Annotated in this window: 14 protein-coding genes; 9 read left to right on the top strand and 5 right to left on the bottom strand. The window is 55.2% G+C overall.

The window, feature by feature from the left end:
• The first annotated feature begins 75 nt into the window (after positions 1-75).
• Both M9920_08650 and ftsY read left to right on the top strand, forming a co-directional pair.
• Positions 76-930, top strand: a complete 855-nt coding sequence (locus tag M9920_08650; protein ID MCO5052358.1) for a PHP domain-containing protein — start codon at positions 76-78, stop codon at positions 928-930.
• A 21-nt stretch (positions 931-951) separates the two neighbouring features.
• On the top strand, positions 952-1,863 hold the full coding sequence (gene ftsY, locus M9920_08655; GenBank protein ID MCO5052359.1) for a signal recognition particle-docking protein FtsY: 912 nt from the start codon (positions 952-954) through the stop codon (positions 1,861-1,863).
• Positions 1,864-1,917: 54 nt separating this feature from the next.
• Here ftsY and M9920_08660 read toward each other — a convergent pair whose 3' ends face one another.
• The gene (locus M9920_08660) at positions 1,918-3,147 is read right to left on the bottom strand and encodes an MFS transporter (GenBank protein MCO5052360.1); all 1,230 of its coding nucleotides are present in this window, start codon (positions 3,145-3,147) and stop codon (positions 1,918-1,920) included.
• Positions 3,148-3,380: 233 nt separating this feature from the next.
• Here M9920_08660 and ruvX point away from each other — a divergent pair, with 233 nt between their 5' ends.
• Genes ruvX through M9920_08675 form a run of 3 tightly spaced genes read left to right on the top strand, consistent with a single transcriptional unit; the run spans position 3,381 to position 5,113 of the window.
• On the top strand, positions 3,381-3,791 hold the full coding sequence (gene ruvX, locus M9920_08665; GenBank protein MCO5052361.1) for a Holliday junction resolvase RuvX: 411 nt from the start codon (positions 3,381-3,383) through the stop codon (positions 3,789-3,791).
• Between the two features lie 4 nt (positions 3,792-3,795).
• Positions 3,796-4,644 (top strand): tRNA pseudouridine(38-40) synthase TruA, encoded by an 849-nt coding sequence (truA, locus tag M9920_08670; GenBank protein MCO5052362.1) that lies wholly within the window; start codon positions 3,796-3,798, stop codon positions 4,642-4,644.
• 4 nt (positions 4,645-4,648) lie between these two features.
• On the top strand, positions 4,649-5,113 hold the full coding sequence (locus M9920_08675; GenBank protein ID MCO5052363.1) for a tRNA (cytidine(34)-2'-O)-methyltransferase: 465 nt from the start codon (positions 4,649-4,651) through the stop codon (positions 5,111-5,113).
• A gap of 33 nt (positions 5,114-5,146) precedes the next feature.
• On the opposite strand, the gene M9920_08680 is transcribed toward M9920_08675, so the two are convergent.
• Positions 5,147-8,047 (bottom strand): YfhO family protein, encoded by a 2,901-nt coding sequence (locus tag M9920_08680; GenBank protein MCO5052364.1) that lies wholly within the window; start codon positions 8,045-8,047, stop codon positions 5,147-5,149.
• A 138-nt stretch (positions 8,048-8,185) separates the two neighbouring features.
• On the opposite strand from M9920_08680, the gene M9920_08685 reads away from it, so the two are divergent.
• Together M9920_08685 and M9920_08690 are read left to right on the top strand one after the other, a co-directional pair.
• Positions 8,186-9,034, top strand: a complete 849-nt coding sequence (locus M9920_08685) for a TylF/MycF family methyltransferase (GenBank protein MCO5052365.1) — start codon at positions 8,186-8,188, stop codon at positions 9,032-9,034.
• 191 nt (positions 9,035-9,225) lie between these two features.
• Positions 9,226-9,900, top strand: coding sequence for a class I SAM-dependent methyltransferase (locus tag M9920_08690; GenBank protein ID MCO5052366.1), 675 nt, complete (start codon positions 9,226-9,228; stop codon positions 9,898-9,900).
• Between the two features lie 68 nt (positions 9,901-9,968).
• On the opposite strand, the gene M9920_08695 is transcribed toward M9920_08690, so the two are convergent.
• Positions 9,969-10,646 (bottom strand): PEP-CTERM sorting domain-containing protein, encoded by a 678-nt coding sequence (locus tag M9920_08695; GenBank protein ID MCO5052367.1) that lies wholly within the window; start codon positions 10,644-10,646, stop codon positions 9,969-9,971.
• A gap of 169 nt (positions 10,647-10,815) precedes the next feature.
• Positions 10,816-11,865 (bottom strand): glycosyltransferase family 2 protein, encoded by a 1,050-nt coding sequence (locus tag M9920_08700; GenBank protein ID MCO5052368.1) that lies wholly within the window; start codon positions 11,863-11,865, stop codon positions 10,816-10,818.
• Positions 11,866-12,322: 457 nt separating this feature from the next.
• On the opposite strand from M9920_08700, the gene M9920_08705 reads away from it, so the two are divergent.
• Entirely contained in the window at positions 12,323-13,672 is a 1,350-nt protein-coding gene (locus tag M9920_08705) for a hypothetical protein (protein MCO5052369.1), read from the top strand.
• Between the two features lie 110 nt (positions 13,673-13,782).
• Here M9920_08705 and M9920_08710 read toward each other — a convergent pair whose 3' ends face one another.
• The gene (locus tag M9920_08710; GenBank protein MCO5052370.1) at positions 13,783-14,499 is read right to left on the bottom strand and encodes a class I SAM-dependent methyltransferase; all 717 of its coding nucleotides are present in this window, start codon (positions 14,497-14,499) and stop codon (positions 13,783-13,785) included.
• A 187-nt stretch (positions 14,500-14,686) separates the two neighbouring features.
• On the opposite strand from M9920_08710, the gene M9920_08715 reads away from it, so the two are divergent.
• A complete protein-coding gene (locus M9920_08715; GenBank protein ID MCO5052371.1) occupies positions 14,687-15,850 on the top strand; it encodes a glycosyltransferase in 1,164 nt (387 codons plus the stop codon).

A 15,850-nucleotide genomic window follows, 5' to 3' on the forward strand; every position in this document is an offset into this window, starting at 1 on the left:
AACTTCGATGCCGGAACGGTTGGACGACCAACCGCCGCCGGGCAACCGATTTTCACACTTTAATTTTTGATCGAGATGTACGCGGACCTTCACCTCCATTCGTGTTACTCCGACGGCACTTTTACGCCCGAGGAAATTGTGCGTCGCGCTCAACGTCAGGGGTTGGGGGCCATCGCGCTGACGGATCACGACACGGTGGAGGGTTGCGCCGTCGCGGCGGCTGAATGTGCGGCGGCGGGCATTGAATTTGTCATCGGCACGGAATTAACCGCCGAGCATGCGGATCACGAGCTGCACCTGCTGGCCTATTTCATTGATCCCACCAATCCGGCGTTGCGCGATGAAATCAACAAGTTTCAACAGGTGCGCCAGGAACGGATCCGGAAAATGGTGGCGCACTTGAACGAACTCGGGGTGCCGCTGCCAGTGGAAGAGGTGTTCGCGCTGGCCAATTGCAAATCGCCCGGCCGGCCGCACGTCGCGCGCGCGTTGGTGCAGCGGGAATTTTGTCACACGTTGGACGAAGCGTTCGAGCGCTACCTTAAAAAGGGCCGCCCGGCCTGGGTGCCGAAAGCCAGGATGGACGTGTTGACGGTGATCCAACTGGTCCGACAAGCGGGCGGGCTGGTGGTGCTGGCGCATCCGGGATTGAACAAGGCGGACGAACTCATCCCGGAACTGGTCAGCGCCGGACTGGACGGGATCGAGTGTTTCCACACGAAACATTCCGCCCCCGTCGCCCAACGCTATCTGGGGCTGGCGCAACGGTATCATTTGTTGGTCACCGGCGGTTCGGATTGTCACGGCATGGGCAAACGCAAACCGCTCATTGGCACGGTGCGACTGGCGCGCGCCGATTTTGACCGGTTCAAAGCCGCTGCGGAACAGCGAAAACGGACGCAGCAAACGACGCCCGCTGCTCCGGCGTGAATCCGCTTTCATCTATTACTCATGGGACTTTTCGATAAATTCAAAATTGGTCTGGCCAAAACTCAAGCCAAGTTGGCGCATGAAATCAAACGCATCGTTACGCGTTCGCCGAAACTGACGCCGGAAACTCTGGAAGAATTGGAGCAGGCGCTCATTGCCGCCGATCTGGGCATGGCGATGACCGGCCAGATTCTCACTGCGGTCAAAACGGCTTACGAATCGCAAGGCGGCGCGGGCCTGAATTATCTGGCGGTCGCGCGAACGGAAATTGAAAAGAGCCTGACTTCGGATCGAACCGGTTTGATCAAAGCGCCCGCCGGTCCAACGGTGGTTTCCATCGTCGGAGTGAATGGCACGGGCAAAACCACCACGTCCGCCAAGTTGGCGGCTTTCATCCAGGCGCGGGGACAGGTGGCGTTGCTGGCCGCGTGCGATACGTTTCGTGCCGCCGCGATTGAACAACTGAAGTTGTGGGGACAACGTCTCCGGGTGGAGGTGGTGGCGGGCAATTACGGCGCCGACGCGGCGGCGGTGGCCCACGACGCGGTGAGCGCCGCCCAAGCGCGGCAGGCGGATTATCTGTTCATTGACACGGCGGGGCGCTTGCACACGAAGCACAATCTGATGCAGGAATTGCAAAAGTTGCACCGCGTGATCGGCCGACAGCAAACGGGCGCGCCCCATGAAGTGTTGCTGGTGCTGGATGGCAGCACGGGCATGAACGCGCTGAATCAGGCCCGCGAGTTCAACAAGATCGTGCCGCTGACCGGACTGGTGGTGACCAAGCTCGACGGCACCAGCAAAGGCGGCATGGTCGTGGCCATTCAGAAGGAGTTGGGGCTGCCGATCAAGTTCATCGGGCTGGGGGAGCAAGCTGACGATTTACAGCCCTTCGACGCCAAGGCGTTTGCCGCCGCGCTACTCGGAGAATAAACGGCGCCGTCTGCCGGGCGGGCCAGATTCCAGCGGATCGGAAACGAGCCGGATTTACGCCGTTGGCTTCGGCTCGCGCAAATCGGGCAGCAAGACCGTCAGCAACCCGAGCAGCGGCAAAAACGAGCAGCTCTTCATGACAAACGTGATGCTGGTATGATCCGCCAACCAACCCAGGACGGCGGAGCCGATCCCACCCAATCCGAAGGCGAATCCGAAAAATAAGCCAGCGATCGTGCCCACCTTGCCCGGCAGCAATTCAATCGCATAAACCAGAATGGCCGGAAACGCCGACGCCATGATGAAGCCAATGATCACCGACAATCCCGCCGTCCAAAACAGGTTTGCAAATGGCAGCGCCAAGGCAAACGGCGCCATGCCCAGGATGGAAATCCAAATCACCTGCTTGCGGCCGATGCGGTCGCCCACCGGACCGCCGACGATTGTGCCCGCCGCCACGGCCGCGAGAAAGAGGAACAGATATAATTGCGAAGCGGGCACCGAGACGTGGAACTTTCCAATCATGTAAAACGTGTAGTAGTTCGTCATCGAGGCGAGGTAGAAGAACTTGGAAAACATGAGCGTCAGTAGGATCACCAGACAAAACGCGATTTTGCGGCGCGAGGTGATCAAATGCTGATGGGCGGCTTCGGCTTTTTGCGTCAGACGGTGCGCCAATCGTTCCCGGTACCAGCCGCCCACCCGTCCCAGGAGAATTATCCCCATAAACGGCAACAGCGTGAACCAGAGAATGCGGTGTTGTCCGTAGGGCGCGACGAACCACGCGGCCAGCAGCGGGCCAAAGGAACTGCCCGTGTTGCCGCCGACTTGAAAGAGCGATTGGGCAAACCCGTGGCGGCCGCCGGAAGCCATCCGCGCCACGCGCGATGATTCGGGATGGAAGATGGCCGATCCCATGCCCACCATTCCCGCCGCCAGAATGACAATGTGATAGGAAGGCGCCAACGCCAGCAACACCAGCCCGATCAGCGTAATGCTCATGCCCACGACCAGCGAATAAGGTTTCGGGTGGTGATCGGTATAATAACCCACGAACGGTTGCAGCACGGAGCCAACCATTTGGAAGGTCAGGGTGATCAATCCCACTTGCGTGAAAGTCAGCGCATACGACGTTTTCAACAGCGGATAAAGCGCCGGAATGAGCGCCTGAATCGCGTCGTTCAAGAAATGCGAAAAGCTGAGGGTGAACAGGACCGCCAGTGCGGTCGGCGCCGCGCCGGCCGGAACTCCCGCTGGAGGAGCAGCTTCAACTTTCGCGTTCATTCGAGTTTCGTAACCACCAGCGGCGCCCACGGAGCCGAAGCTGAAGAAAACATCGGGAGAGATTTTCGTTGCGCAGTTCGGTCACCCGCCTCGGGCCCGCTAAAACCAATCCGAGCATACAGCCTTCCGCCAACGGCGCAAGAAAACCGTAAGGCGCGGCCTCCGCGCGGGTTCAGATGTGTTTGCCAAGATGCGAACTTGGTTCTGGCGATTACTTCGTTAGCATTCGCGTCATGCGAATTTTGGGATTGGATCATGGCACGCGCCGCATCGGGGTGGCGTTGAGCGACGAAATGCGCCTGATCGCGCAGCCGCTCGAGTATATCCCGTCCGAACCCTTTGCGGAGTTTGTGGAACGGCTGGGTAAAATTTTGCGCGAGCAAAACGTGGAACTCGTCGTGATTGGTCTGCCGCGCAATATGGATGGCAGTTACGGTCCGGCGGCGGAAAAGGTGCGGGAATTTGTTCAGGCGTTGGCGGCGAAAATCAATGTGCCCATCAAACTGTGGGACGAACGTCTGACCACCGTGCAGGCGCAGCGGGTTTTGATTCAGGGCGGCACCCGCCGACAGCAGCGCAAACAGAAAGTGGATCAAATCGCCGCCGCAATCTTGCTGCAAAGTTACCTGGATAGTTTGCTTTGATCCGATGTCCGCCAAAAATTCCGCTCCGCCAAACAAACCGGTCTCGAAACCCGCCGCCAACGCGGCGCGAACGCTTAAGTTCAAGCTGACGATTGCGTACGACGGCGCCGCGTATCAAGGCTGGCAGGCGCAACGGGTGGGCACGGGAGTGCAGGAACTGGTTGAGGCCGGGCTGGCGAAATTGTTTCCAAGCCGACCGCGATTGATCGGTTCAAGCCGCACCGATACCGGAGTCCACGCGCTCGGGTTGGTGGCACATTTTTCCCTGCCGCGCGCGGAGTTCCGCATGCCGGTGCGCCGGCTGGCATTGGCCATCAACGCCACGTTGCCGGCGGATATTCGCGTGATGCGCGCGGGTCGCGCGGTGGATAATTTCCAGGCGCGTTTCGACGCCACTGGCAAGCAGTATCGCTATCGGGTCTGGAATTCGCCCACGATGAATCCGCTGTTGCGCGCCTACGCCTGGCATGTGCCGCAGCCGCTGGACTTGAGCGCGATGCGCGCCGCCGCCAAACGGCTGGTGGGCCGCCACGACTTCCGTTCGTTCACCGCCAATCGCGGTGTGCCGTTGGCCGATGCGGTGCGGACTTTGCGGCGGTGCGACATCAAACGCAGCGGTGCGCAGCTCACATTTGTAATCGAGGGCGACGGCTTCCTTTACAAGATGTGTCGCGGCATCGTCGGCACGCTGGTGCAAATCGGTTACGGTCGTTTTCCCGCGAGTGAAATCAAAACCATGTTGGCGCGTAAAAGTCGGGATGCGGCGGGAATGAACGCGCCCGCGTGTGGTTTGGTGTTGTGGCGGGTGTTTTATCGGCCGCGCCAATCCCGGTCGCGCCCGACCCAAGATTGATTCCATGCACGTCGTTTTGGTTGAACCCGAAATTCCGCCGAACACCGGCAACGTCGCCCGCTTGTGCGCGGCGACCCGGACGACGTTGCACCTTATCGAACCGTTCGGCTTCAAGCTGGATGACGCGACGTTGAGGCGCGCGGGCATGGATTATTGGCGTCAGGTGAATTGGCGACGTTGGGCGAACTGGTCGGCGTTTGCGACGCAACTTCCAAAGACCAGCCGGTTGTGGTTAATCGAATCGGGCGGCCCGCGAATTTATTCCGAGGTCAGTTTCGCTGCGGATGATTACCTGGTCTTCGGACGCGAAACCGCCGGCTTACCGAAGCCGTTATTGGCGCAACACCAAGACCGCTGGCTGCGCATTCCGATGTTCAATCCCGAGGCGCGCTCGCTGAACCTTTCCAATTGCGTGGCGCTGGTGCTGTTCGAAGCACTCCGTCAGCAGAATTTCTCCGGCGGCCACTAACCGCACAAGTACATCACCAACGGTGCGGCGTGTTTATTTTCGTGTGGGTTGGGGGGCACTGCCATTTTTGCCGGGGTCGCCTGATTTCGATGGCTTCGGACGAGCGGGTTCCGACGTTGGTTGGGATTCGGTTCGCCTTGGCACCGCCAGAAAGCCGATTAAAACCAATCCCAACGCGATTGCGGCCAGACTGACATAAAGAAATTTGGCGTCGGGCCGGAAGTTGAATTCAACCACATGTTCACCGGCGGGCACGGCCACTCCGCGCATCAGATAATTGCACCGCAACAACTCGGCGGCCTGACCATCAATCGTCACCTGCCAGTTCGGATCGTAACGGTCGTTCAGCAGCAGAACATTCAGCGCCGCACTTTTGGTTTTGAGCACGATTTTCTTGGGATGATAGCTGACGTAGTCCACCGTCCCGGCGGGCGCATTGGTGTCCGAACCACCCGGAACGACTTGCGCGGGCAAAACTGTCTGTGTTGGATCGAAGTCGGGACTCGACAGTAACGCAAGCGTCGCCAAGTCATTGGTCGCCACCCCGGCGAACGGGCCGTGCCTCGGCGCGGGGATCGTCTCCAGCCATTGATCCACACGGTTCGAGTTGTAAGCGGGCGTTTCCCAGTGCGCGTACATTTTAGCGCGTGGCAAAGCGCCGGTGAATTCAATGATGGCGTAACGCCCATTTTCATTGGTGCGGATCAGAATCGGTCCTCCGGGGCGATTCTGATAAAAGTCGAACGGCAGGCGCACCTTGAAGCGTTGTTGCGCCGCGTCGAAGCCTTGATTCAACAATCCGACGAGCGGCGCGGCGGCAGCGATGTAGCGGGTGCTGGTCAACTGCCAGCGCTGCGTGACGCGAGCCAGGGAGTTGGTTGTGCCCCAGAAACGAAACGCGGTTTCAAAGACGTCATAATCCAGCGGTCGCCGCGGCATTTGCACGACATTGATGGATTGGATGTTGTAGTAAGGAAAAAGGTGCTGCGTCCATTCGCTGCCATAGACGGATTGGAACATGCTTTCCAGATCCATCAAGCGCGGGTCGAGTTGGAACGCGCGCAGATGGAAGGGGTCAATGTTGCCGACGCGTTGCTCATACGGATATTCGCGAAGCAGATCAAAGACTGGGTTGCGCGCGGCGTCGAGGTAACGGCCGGTCCAATTTTGCGCGATCACCCACGGTCGCGCCTGCCAGCCGAGGTCCACAACGACGAGCAATCCCAAAATAATTGCAGCCGTGCGCTGGCGTTTTCCCGTGAACGCTCCACTTATCAGCAGAGCCAGAAAGGCGACCGAGGCCAGCACGAAAATTACCGTCCAAAAGAACTGCCCCAGGCTGAAGCCAACCGTACGTCCGGCGGCGCTGGCAATCGCGCCTGGTTCCGGATTGCCGCCTTGCGACAAGTCCAAGACGTAAAGATAATCGGTAACGTAAGTTTCAAGCAGGCCACGAAATTTAATCAAGCCCACCCAGGCGAGGCCGGTAAAACCGAGCGTAATGAACAGTCCGGTCACCCATTTCCTGTCAAAGCCGCCCGCCGTTTTCCACCAGCTTTTGAACTGTTCCACCGCCCCCCGAGTCGTGGCGGTGGCACGTTCCAAGTAAAGCGTCGTCAAACCGTGCAGTCCATACGCGAACAGAATAATCAACGCCCATGAGAAGACGTGCAGGAATTTCGCGGGATTGCGAAACATGGAAGCGTAAGGCAACGCGTATAAAAATTGGTAGAACGGCGCAAAACGCCCGAACATGAAGGCCGCGCTGACAATCAATACTGCCAACCAGAACCAGATCATTTTTCGTTGTGGCGCGGAAAAAAACGATTTGTCACCTCGAAATGATTGTGCCACAGCCCAAGCTGCGCCCAGCAGAATCAAGATGCCCGCGTAACCGGACCCCATGCCGTAGCGGAAAAAATTCCCCGGCATCGGTCCCTTGCGATCCGTTTGCAAAAAGCTGTCCCACTCCGACCCGCGACCGGCGAATCCCCAATAGCTGCCGTCCGCGAACCATTTCTGCGCCCATTGCGGCAGGTTCGCCGGAGTATCCATACGAAAACCGAAAAACCCGGGCGCAACGATGTCCAATGCTTCGCGCTTGGGCATGCTCCACTGCGTGGCCTCACTCCACCGATTGGCCCGCGTTTGTTCATCCTGGGCCATGCCGACGACGCCTTGGATTTGTGTAGCCACCAGGGAACTCACCGCATTGGAGGCAATGAACCCGGCAAACACGGCGACCAGAAGTAATCGCCAACCCGCCTGAATCATTTTTGACACCCATGAACCTTCCTGCACCAACGCGTGAGCCACCACCCAAGCGGCCACGAAAATACTAAACATCGCGCCGATGTCGGATGCTTCGATGACGCCGAGACCCACCAGCAGACCAGCGAGCATGGCCCGCGCCCATGGGCGTTGGTTCGAACCGGCCAGAATTCCGAGCGCAAAATAGCAAAGCGCGAAGCAAATTGGTTGGTTGGCCACGCCCCAACAGGCAGTGGCCACGAAATCGCCGTTCAGCGCCGCCGCCAACCCCGCCACGCTACCCACCAACTCTGAAAACCCCAGACGTCGAAATAGAAAACGCGCGCCATTTCCCACTAACAACAAAGCGATCGGTGCGAACACCTTGGAAAAAACGACGGGCTTGAGCAGCAGAAGCAACAGATTGGTGATGCTGACGGATTGCATGCCGCCGTTGAGACCGAGCCAATTCAAATCCGCCCAGGTTCCCGTTAATGAGGTGGCGATGTCGTGGTACTCGGCGCTGAGCGCGCCCAACGGTGCGTCGTTGGAAAACACGAGGTAGCCAGACCCCCAGCCACCGCTGAATAATACGGCTAATACCAGAAAAAGCAGCAGATTGAACCGCGCCAACGGGTAGAGTGTTTTCCATCCACCGGCAGTCGTATCACGACGTGAATTCATAAAGTCACAAATTCCCGTCAGGCTAAGGTTTGAGAAGGTGAAGGCAAGGCGCGATTGGCGGCATACGTTTAAGGCTGGCCATCGGATTTTGGCTCCCTGTGGGATTCTTGACTGACACCTGATGATTGTCATAATCCCATGATGTCGCAGAACGCAACGACGACTGATGCTTTGAATCGGCTCTACTTGGACCTCTTAAAAAAGACGCTCCGTTATTGGTTTTGGGAGGATCCTGGCAAGCCAATCGAGACGATTGCCTATCGTGCCGGCCTGTTTCGACCCCTCGTAGTTGGCGTGGCGCGATTACTGGCCAGGATGCGGTTGCGGATTGTGGTATTGCAGGACCAGGAATTGGAAAAAAATATCCCCGGAGCCAGTTGGCCGGCGTGCGCGCACACCATGGTCAGCATGCAACGCCTGGATAATTTGCAACAACTCGTCACCACGGTTTTGCGGGAGGACGTGCCGGGAGATTTGATCGAAACCGGAGTGTGGCGGGGCGGCTCCTGTATTTTCATGAAGGCCATTCTCGCCGTTCATGGTGACTCAACCCGTCGGATTTTCGTGGCGGATTCGTTTGCCGGTTTACCCAAGCCCAACGCCGAACAATATCCATCCGATGCCGGCGACAAGCATCATGTGCATGATTTTCTGGCGATTTCCAAGGAGCAGGTGGAAGAGAACTTTCGCAAGTATGGTTTGTTGGATGACCGCGTGGTTTTCCTGAAAGGTTGGTTCAAGGACACGCTGCCCGCCGCGCCGATTGAGCAGTTGGCTCTCATGCGGCTGGACGGCGACATGTATGAGTCCACCATGGACGCATTGACGAATCTTTACCCGAAATTATCGTCCGGCGGTTTTTGCATTATTGACGATTACGCGCTGCGGGGATGTCGTGAGGCGGTGGATGATTTTCGCACCCGGGAAAAAATCACCGCTCCACTGATTGAAATTGATCACTACGGGCGTTTCTGGCGCAAAACCTAACTTCAAAGCACAAGGTGATCGTTCACGATTTTGCAGCATAAATCCAGCAGGTGTGCGCCATGAAATAGCTTTTGGGGGCACACTTTTCACCGAACGCCACGGCTTATTGGTGACTGGTTACTGTCGTAACAAAAGAGTCGAGGTAAAGCGTAGATTGACGATTCTAAATGCGCTTTGCACAATCCGACTGAATGTCGAAAAGAGAGTTTCCGTTTGTGCGTGCAGCGATTTTAAATCCGGGCCTATTTGCAATGGTAACTGAATTGAATCGCGTCTTGAAAGATTGCAAAACCATATTGGACTTGGGTTGCGGACATAGCTCGCCGGCAAAATTTCTTCGCGGAAAGAGTTTGGTGGGAATGGACGGTTATGAGCCCGACTTGCGCCGAGCGCAAGAACGCGGAACACACGACGAATATATCCTTGGAGACGTTAGGACGGCGGCCGCACATGTGGCCGGTCGTCGGTTTGACGCATGCATTGCTCTAGATGTAATTGAGCATTTACCCAAAGAAGACGGATGGAAAATGATGGAGTCTATGGAAAGGCTCGCAACCCGGTGCGTCGTTCTATTTACACCGAATGGCTTTATACCACAATTCAGTGAAAATGGAGACCTGCAACAACACCTATCCGGTTGGGATGTCGGAGAAATGCAGCAGGCGGGCTACAAAGTCATCGGCATGCTTGGCCCTAAATGTCTGCGAGGCGAGAAAGCCATCATCAAATTTCGCCCGAGGTCAGTTTGGACAATTGTTTCATTGTTGGGGCATTATACCTATTCTCGTCGTCATCCGCGAAAAGCGTTTTCGATTTTTTGCACGAAGCGCCTCTCACCGCAGGCATCAGCTTGCGTAACCCAATAATTTCTTTGGCCAATTGCCCGGCGAGAGGAAAGCCGCACCACTACGCAGAACCATAAAAATCGCGAGCGCTACTTGTTGGCCGACGCACGTCGTTTCAATAAACCACCAATCAGCACGCTGCCGACGAGAGCCAGAACCGAAGGTTCCGGCACCAGTTGAATTTGGACATTATCCAACGCGGCCCCACCAGCTCCCGGCACGAGCGAGCTAAATTGCAGTCGATATGTGTTCGCGTCAGAAACCGTAATTTCAGGAGTGGTTATTGTAACCCATTGCATATCCCAAATTCTGCGCGGTTCGGAGTCAACTCCGTAAGTACCCAAAAGAGACATCTGTCCCGGCGTTCCAAAGTCCACCTGCATTTCCTTCACGCCGAAACCGAGTCCATCACCATAATTGTATAAGTCTGGGTTCGCAGACAGCGAAAAAGTGATTACCCATGTTCCGGCACTCGGAAAAATAAAGTCCTGATAGACGGATCCAGTAATCCAACCGTTTAAATCCAACGACTGCCTTCCTCCACTCGCCGGTTGCCAAGTATCGTGGTATAAGTCTACTTGACCCCAAGCTATTTTCCAACCGAACTCATCCGGAAAGTTATCCGATGCGCTGTATGTGTAAGGGGAAAGGCTTGGAGACTCGAAATCGCCGTTAATCAGGCCGATATTCACCTCCGCGCCAATAACGCCAAAGGAACAAGTGAAGGCTGCAGTTGTCACGATCAGGGTTTTGATGATTTTCTTCATGGTGAGATTTTTGTTGATAGTTTCGAGACTCGTCTATCCTTCTAACACTCCAACAACTACCGTCAAGTGGAACTTCTGAACATCCGTACAAACCGCTTGGTGGTTTGCCCTCGTTCGGTGCAGTTAATCGCGTTGGCATGTGGCCCTTATTGGCCTGCTGCGCCGAGCTTTACCTATCGAAACGAGGAGATCCTTTACGCAAAATTTGCTTCACTTCGTGCATTCGACCAAAACGGCAGCGTAGGAAGCGCAGCATCCAGAAATCACTGCGTTGACGAAGCAAGGCCAGGCGGCGACGAGCGGCCTTGGTTTGCGGTAACAGACGAATAAAATCGGCAAATGGCGACAGACAAACGTGTCGGAATGTTCGCCAACGCCGGGTGAGCACGAGCGTCAGCAAACCCTCAGCGCAAGTCAGCAGAGCGGCAGGAAGCAGCATGAACAGCAGCAGATGCTGGCTATTCTTGGCGATGGTCAACAGTTGATTGCGATTGGCATAAAACCGTTTGAGTTCGCTGGTGCGATGGACTGTTGGCTTGATGCCTCCCTCGGGATTCACCCCAACCGCGCCGCGGTGGTGCAATCGGGCGCGTTTCGCATAAACCACCTTCTCTCCGCACACCCAGAGCCGCCATGAGAGATCCAATTCTTCACCATACATGAAATAGCGTTCATCAAACTGGCCAATCCGTTCGAAAACATTTCGGCGGATAAAATAAAAACCGGCGATGCAAAACAGCGGCTCAGGAATGCGGTTGTGGCTTGGCGAAACAGGATTGCCGAAGAGGTCCAAGCCATCGCTGCCGCGCGCTATCAGCGTGTTGTCAGCGTATTCCAACACCGTTGCTCCAGCAGCGGCGGCGGCGTTCTGTTCGGCGGCGGTGTAAAGCTGTTCCAGACAGTCCGGCTCGAACCAGGTGTCGGAGTTGACGAAGTACAGATACTGGCCGCGAGCTGCCGCCGCTGCCCGATTGTTGCCCGGACCAAAGCCGAGGTTGGCGCCGTTTTGCAAGAAACGTCCCGCTGGCCAATCCGCCAGCAAATGTTGCGCGATCTGAGCCGAATCGTCGTTGGACGCGTTATCGGCCACAATGACTTCGAATCGCGGCGCGAGCGTCTGCTGCCGCAACGACTCAAGGCATCGGGGCAACCACGCTCCATCGTTGTAAATAACGATGATGACGCTAACGGCTGGCGATTCGTTGTCGTCTGTTGACATCGTGGCAAGGGTACTGAACGGCGATGCCACCGTCAGTCAATTCTTGCGGCCAACGTGGAGCTTGTCGGTTACGCTTGTTGTGAGGATCAGAAGGGTTGCGACAGCAGCGGACCGGTGAAAATATCGTTATTGAAGTCCAAGCAACTGAGAACAGCAGGGACACTTATTTACAATCGTCGTCCAAAAGAGACATTTTCAGCGAGTTCCAAAGGGGACTTTCTCAAAGGGTCGAGACAATTACATGGAATTCCGTTGACAAAACCGACTCAAATGGTGAAGACTAGTCGCGTTCTCTACGGTCAACGATTCTTGAACAGAACAGCCCATGCAACCTCCTATGAACTTCAACCTATCGCTGCTGAATAAAAGACCGTTGGCACTTGATTCAGTGTTATTTTTTGCGCTCTGTCTCTTTCTCTCAGGAGCCTTCCCCGCTCTTGGAATTTCATTACTCAACGTGAATTTTGGACAGGATGGGGTATCGAGCGGGAAGGTTGGCGCGGCCGCCATTGGGCAATCCGGGGATGATGTATGGAATTTCTATTCGCGCGATGACGAGGCTGGCGGGTTCAAGTCTTTCGGTTGGTTGTCGAATTTGAAGCTGGCTGATGGCACTACGACCATGGCGGGATTGACGGTGGCCAACGCTCCGGGTTCGTGGGGGAATAGTTCGTCCGATCTGATGTATGCCAACTACCTGTATCCATTTGACGGACTTGCAACCATCACCGTAACCAACTTGGTGGCTGGAGCGTATGATTTGTATGTCTATGCTCACGATGGGAATTACGAGCTGACGGTCGGCAGCACCAGCTATGGGATTAAGACCTGCCGTGACCATAACCCTGCCGGGGTGTCGGCCTGGCAGGAAGGACGACAATATGTGAGGTATAGCGGAATCAATGTGGCTTCGGGCGAAGCTTTGACGCTGACGGTGCGGCCAGGGTTGGACGGTTACGCGGTTATATCCGGAATCCAACTGGTGTATGCGGCTGCGCCCCCATCCTCCACGCAATTTCTGGCGAATGTGGATTTTGGCGGAGCGACTTCAAGCGCCAGAACGGGAGCCGCTGTGGTGGGTCAGGAAGAAAATGATTTTTGGAACTACTATACGCGGGATGATGGTGCGGGCGGGTGGCGGATTTTCGGATTGTTATCGGATTTAAAGCTGGCAAACGGAGTTGTTAGCAGTGTGGGGCTGGCGGTGGCCAACGCTCCGGGGGCTTGGGCGACGACTTCAACGGACCCGATGTATGCGAACTACATTTATCCGTTCAATGGTGATGCGACGTTCATGGTGATGAATCTGCCGGTAGGACAGTATGACTTCTATCTGTATGGACCGGATGCGAAATATAGATTGGAGTCGGGCGGAGTAGATTATGGGATGCGGGCCAACGTGGACGATGATCCCACGGGATCGCCAGTTTGGCAGGAAGGCGTGCAGTATTCCCGTTACTCGAATGTTGTTGTTGCGGAGAGCACCCGACCGGTGGTGATTACCGTTCAGCCCGGCGTCCACGGTTACGCCACCCTCTCCGGACTTCAAATTATTGGCGGCACTCCAATCCAATCAACCAGCCAACGTAGCACCGGCCGGCTGGTGGCACATCGTCAGTCAGATCAGAGCATCCGTTTACACTTTAATGCCGATCGTGTGCAGCGATACCGTGTTCAGGCTTCAATAGATTTGAAACACTGGCTGGATTTAGGATATGTAATGTCAGACGATAACGGAAATTGCGAATTTGAAGATCGGGATTCAGTGAGATTCTCCCAGCGCTATTACCGGATAGTCAGCCCTTGATTTAGCCCGGGAACAAACCTTCAGACGGCTAGCAGATTGTTGCGTGCGTAAGATATTCCCAAGTCGCCGCACTAGATAAAGACGACTCACCGACTTCACCTCAAGTCGTTTTATTTTCCGTCTTTCATGGGGTTCGAGATCAGGAGCGCACAGTTCCACGCCAAAAATTCTCGAATGATCGGAAGGCGAAGGATAAAAGAAAACTCCGGGTAATAGCGGGTTGTCGCCCTTTGAATTCTGGCTGTCGGTGAGGTTTTTAGACTCCGAAAGGTCTTCCCGATGAAGGTCGGGTATAATCCGGCGTAGGGAACATGATCACTCCATTTACCCGTAAGCTTGAACTTTATCCAACGGCCAAAGCGAGGGCCGAAATAATGAAACGGAGCATAATCGTGACCGCCAAAAGGCGACAGCCAGTTGGTCCAACTTAGGTACAAGCGCCCATTTTTTGCCAACGTCGCAGTGCATTGAGAAAGAAACTTGTCCGGTCGAGCGAGATGTTCGAATACGTTCGAACAAATGACCAGATCGTATTGGCCCAATTTATCCAAGTCGTCGTTGTCAATATCCACCTTTAGAAACGGGGATGATTTTAATTCTGGATAAAGATAATTATCCTGATCCGCAAAGGTCACCTGACAGTTGCGCTTTTTCAACTCTCGCCCGAATACACCATGTCCACATCCCAAATCAAGGACCCGCATCTTGGCATTCAGCGAAACCCCATTCCTTTCGAGCCAACGAATCGAATCTTCTGCCTGCATTAGATAAAAAACGGCGTCGTCACCATGCTTGAAGTACCGGAGCAGAAGTTTGTGGATAATCATCTTTTGCTTGAAAAAAGTAACAATGCGGCATAGTTGCGGCAATTTCTTTCACTTGGAGTTTTCACATATCAGCTAAAGACACGATCAAACCTGATGCTTGTGCCGATAGTTAGTTCTTGTCGGAAATCGCCGGGCGCGAAATCCTTCGCGAAGTGATCGCAAAAGATTGGATATTCAGATTGGAGGTATGAAAGTAACCGTATTATCATCAGCAAGAAAGGAGCGCGACGGGATTGCTGAGTACACGCGACAACTGTTCAACCCGGCCTTCTGGCAGGGACAGGACCTGCAAATCGAGGTCTGGGACGTTACTCTCGGCAATTTGCTGAAAGCGCCTTTTGCCCGAGCAAACGTCATCCACGTGCAACACGAGTTTTTTTTGTTCGACCGGCTCGTGGGAGTTACGGCGTTCTTGTTTTATCCGTATCTCTGGTTTTGGTGTCGCTTGTTCGGCTGCAAACTGGTGACGACCATCCATTCAACCTACAACGTGGATGATCTGCCCAGCGCCCTGCCGCACTTTGCCAAGTACCGCGTTCTTTTCCCGTTGGGTCGGATTTACCTCAAACTGCATTTCAAAATGGTCGTGGCCTGCTCGGATCGGATCGTATTGTTGAGCAAAATCGGCGCGACGCATTTGCAGCGCGCGATTTCCCGCCGCCAGTTTGATAACAAAGTGGTGCGAGTTCACTTGGGCAATTACCTGGCGAATATTCGAATGCAAACACACGGTCTGCTCGCAGAACGGTTTGGGGTGGCTTCGACTGAGAAGCTTTTCACACTTTTTGGATTCGCTTGGCCAAACAAAGGCTACGAATACGGAATTCACGCCTTCGATTTATTGGTGAACCAACGTGGGCGAAAGGACATTCGCTTGGTCGTAGTGAGTGGCGAAGCAGGCAAAAGCAGTTTTCCTGGCGGTGGTCAGGGTGAATCCTACATTGGATATCTGAAACGGCTGACCCGCGAATTACGGTTGGAGGAGCGTGTGATCTTCACGGGTTATCTGGCAAATGAAGACCCTTTGTTGGAAGAAATTTTCGCAACCACGTTTTGCTTTCTGTTCCCCTATCTTAATCGCAATTTTCCGTCCGGAGCCATCTCCACGGTGCTGGCTACGCGCAAGCCGGTGCTGGTATCGCGGATTCCCTGCTTTGCTGAATACGAAAACTTACCCGCGTTCGAGGAAAAGAACGCCGCCGATCTGGCGGATAAAATGACGGCGCTGATGGAGGAACCTCAATTTCTCGCCGAAGCCGTGCGGATCACCCAGTACAATGCCGATACTTTTGCCATGGCACAAATTTTTGCCCGGCATCTGGAAATTTACCGTCAGTTGCTTTCGCGCTGA

It is taken from the genome of Verrucomicrobiia bacterium (assembly GCA_023953615.1).
In the GTDB taxonomy this organism is placed as follows: Bacteria; Verrucomicrobiota; Verrucomicrobiia; order Limisphaerales; family JADLHS01; genus JADLHS01.

Coding starts and splice junctions, on each gene's coding strand:
- M9920_08650 (MCO5052358.1), top strand. CDS start 76: ATGTACGCGGACCTTCACCTCCATTCGTGTTACTCCGACGGCACTTTT.
- ftsY (MCO5052359.1), top strand. CDS start 952: ATGGGACTTTTCGATAAATTCAAAATTGGTCTGGCCAAAACTCAAGCC.
- M9920_08660 (MCO5052360.1), bottom strand. CDS start 3,147: ATGAACGCGAAAGTTGAAGCTGCTCCTCCAGCGGGAGTTCCGGCCGGC.
- ruvX (MCO5052361.1), top strand. CDS start 3,381: ATGCGAATTTTGGGATTGGATCATGGCACGCGCCGCATCGGGGTGGCG.
- truA (MCO5052362.1), top strand. CDS start 3,796: ATGTCCGCCAAAAATTCCGCTCCGCCAAACAAACCGGTCTCGAAACCC.
- M9920_08675 (MCO5052363.1), top strand. CDS start 4,649: ATGCACGTCGTTTTGGTTGAACCCGAAATTCCGCCGAACACCGGCAAC.
- M9920_08680 (MCO5052364.1), bottom strand. CDS start 8,047: ATGAATTCACGTCGTGATACGACTGCCGGTGGATGGAAAACACTCTAC.
- M9920_08685 (MCO5052365.1), top strand. CDS start 8,186: ATGATGTCGCAGAACGCAACGACGACTGATGCTTTGAATCGGCTCTAC.
- M9920_08690 (MCO5052366.1), top strand. CDS start 9,226: ATGTCGAAAAGAGAGTTTCCGTTTGTGCGTGCAGCGATTTTAAATCCG.
- M9920_08695 (MCO5052367.1), bottom strand. CDS start 10,646: ATGAAGAAAATCATCAAAACCCTGATCGTGACAACTGCAGCCTTCACT.
- M9920_08700 (MCO5052368.1), bottom strand. CDS start 11,865: ATGTCAACAGACGACAACGAATCGCCAGCCGTTAGCGTCATCATCGTT.
- M9920_08710 (MCO5052370.1), bottom strand. CDS start 14,499: ATGATTATCCACAAACTTCTGCTCCGGTACTTCAAGCATGGTGACGAC.
- M9920_08715 (MCO5052371.1), top strand. CDS start 14,687: ATGAAAGTAACCGTATTATCATCAGCAAGAAAGGAGCGCGACGGGATT.